The organism is Anoxybacillus pushchinoensis (assembly GCF_900111795.1).
GTDB lineage: Bacteria > Bacillota > Bacilli > Bacillales > Anoxybacillaceae > Anoxybacillus > Anoxybacillus pushchinoensis.
Genome location: NZ_FOJQ01000116.1, coordinates 1 through 1,005 on the forward strand (window position 1 = coordinate 1; position 1,005 = coordinate 1,005).

General features: G+C 56.1%; 1 rRNA gene. It reads left to right on the forward strand.

What is annotated here, in order from left to right:
• A 23S ribosomal RNA gene (locus tag BM213_RS14395) occupies window positions 1-1,005 on the forward strand; the annotation flags it as partial.

The following is a 1,005-nucleotide window of genomic DNA, read 5'->3' on the forward strand; positions in this document are numbered from 1 at the left end:
AGCTGTGATGGCGAGGGAAATAAAGTACCGAAGTGCCTGATTCCACACTGCCAAGAAAAGCCTCTAGCGAGGTGAGAGGTGCCCGTACCGCAAACCGACACAGGTAGGCGAGGAGAGAATCCTAAGGTGCGCGGGAGAACTCTCGTTAAGGAACTCGGCAAAATGACCCCGTAACTTCGGGAGAAGGGGTGCTCCCTCGGGTGAATAGCCCAGGGGAGCCGCAGTGAAAAGGCCCAAGCGACTGTTTATCAAAAACACAGGTCTCTGCGAAGCCGTAAGGCGAAGTATAGGGGCTGACACCTGCCCGGTGCTGGAAGGTTAAGGGGAGCGCTTAGCGCAAGCGAAGGTGCGAACCGAAGCCCCAGTAAACGGCGGCCGTAACTATAACGGTCCTAAGGTAGCGAAATTCCTTGTCGGGTAAGTTCCGACCCGCACGAAAGGTGTAACGACTTGGGCACTGTCTCAACGAGAGACCCGGTGAAATCATAGTACCTGTGAAGATGCAGGTTACCCGCGACAGGACGGAAAGACCCCGTGGAGCTTTACTGCAGCCTGATATTGAATGTTGGTGCGACATGTACAGCATAGGTGGGAGACTGAGAAGCCTGGACGCCAGTCTAGGTGGAGTCGCCGTTGGGATACCACCCTTGTCGTACTGAGATTCTAACCCGCACCCCTGATCGGGGTGGGAGACAGTGTCAGGTGGGCAGTTTGACTGGGGCGGTCGCCTCCCAAAGCGTAACGGAGGCGCCCAAAGGTTCCCTCAGAATGGTTGGAAATCATTCGAAGAGTGTAAAGGCAGAAGGGAGCTTGACTGCGAGACCTACAAGTCGAGCAGGGACGAAAGTCGGGCTTAGTGATCCGGTGGTTCCGAATGGAAGGGCCATCGCTCAACGGATAAAAGCTACCCCGGGGATAACAGGCTTATCTCCCCCAAGAGTCCACATCGACGGGGAGGTTTGGCACCTCGATGTCGGCTCATCGCATCCTGGGGCTGTAGTCGGT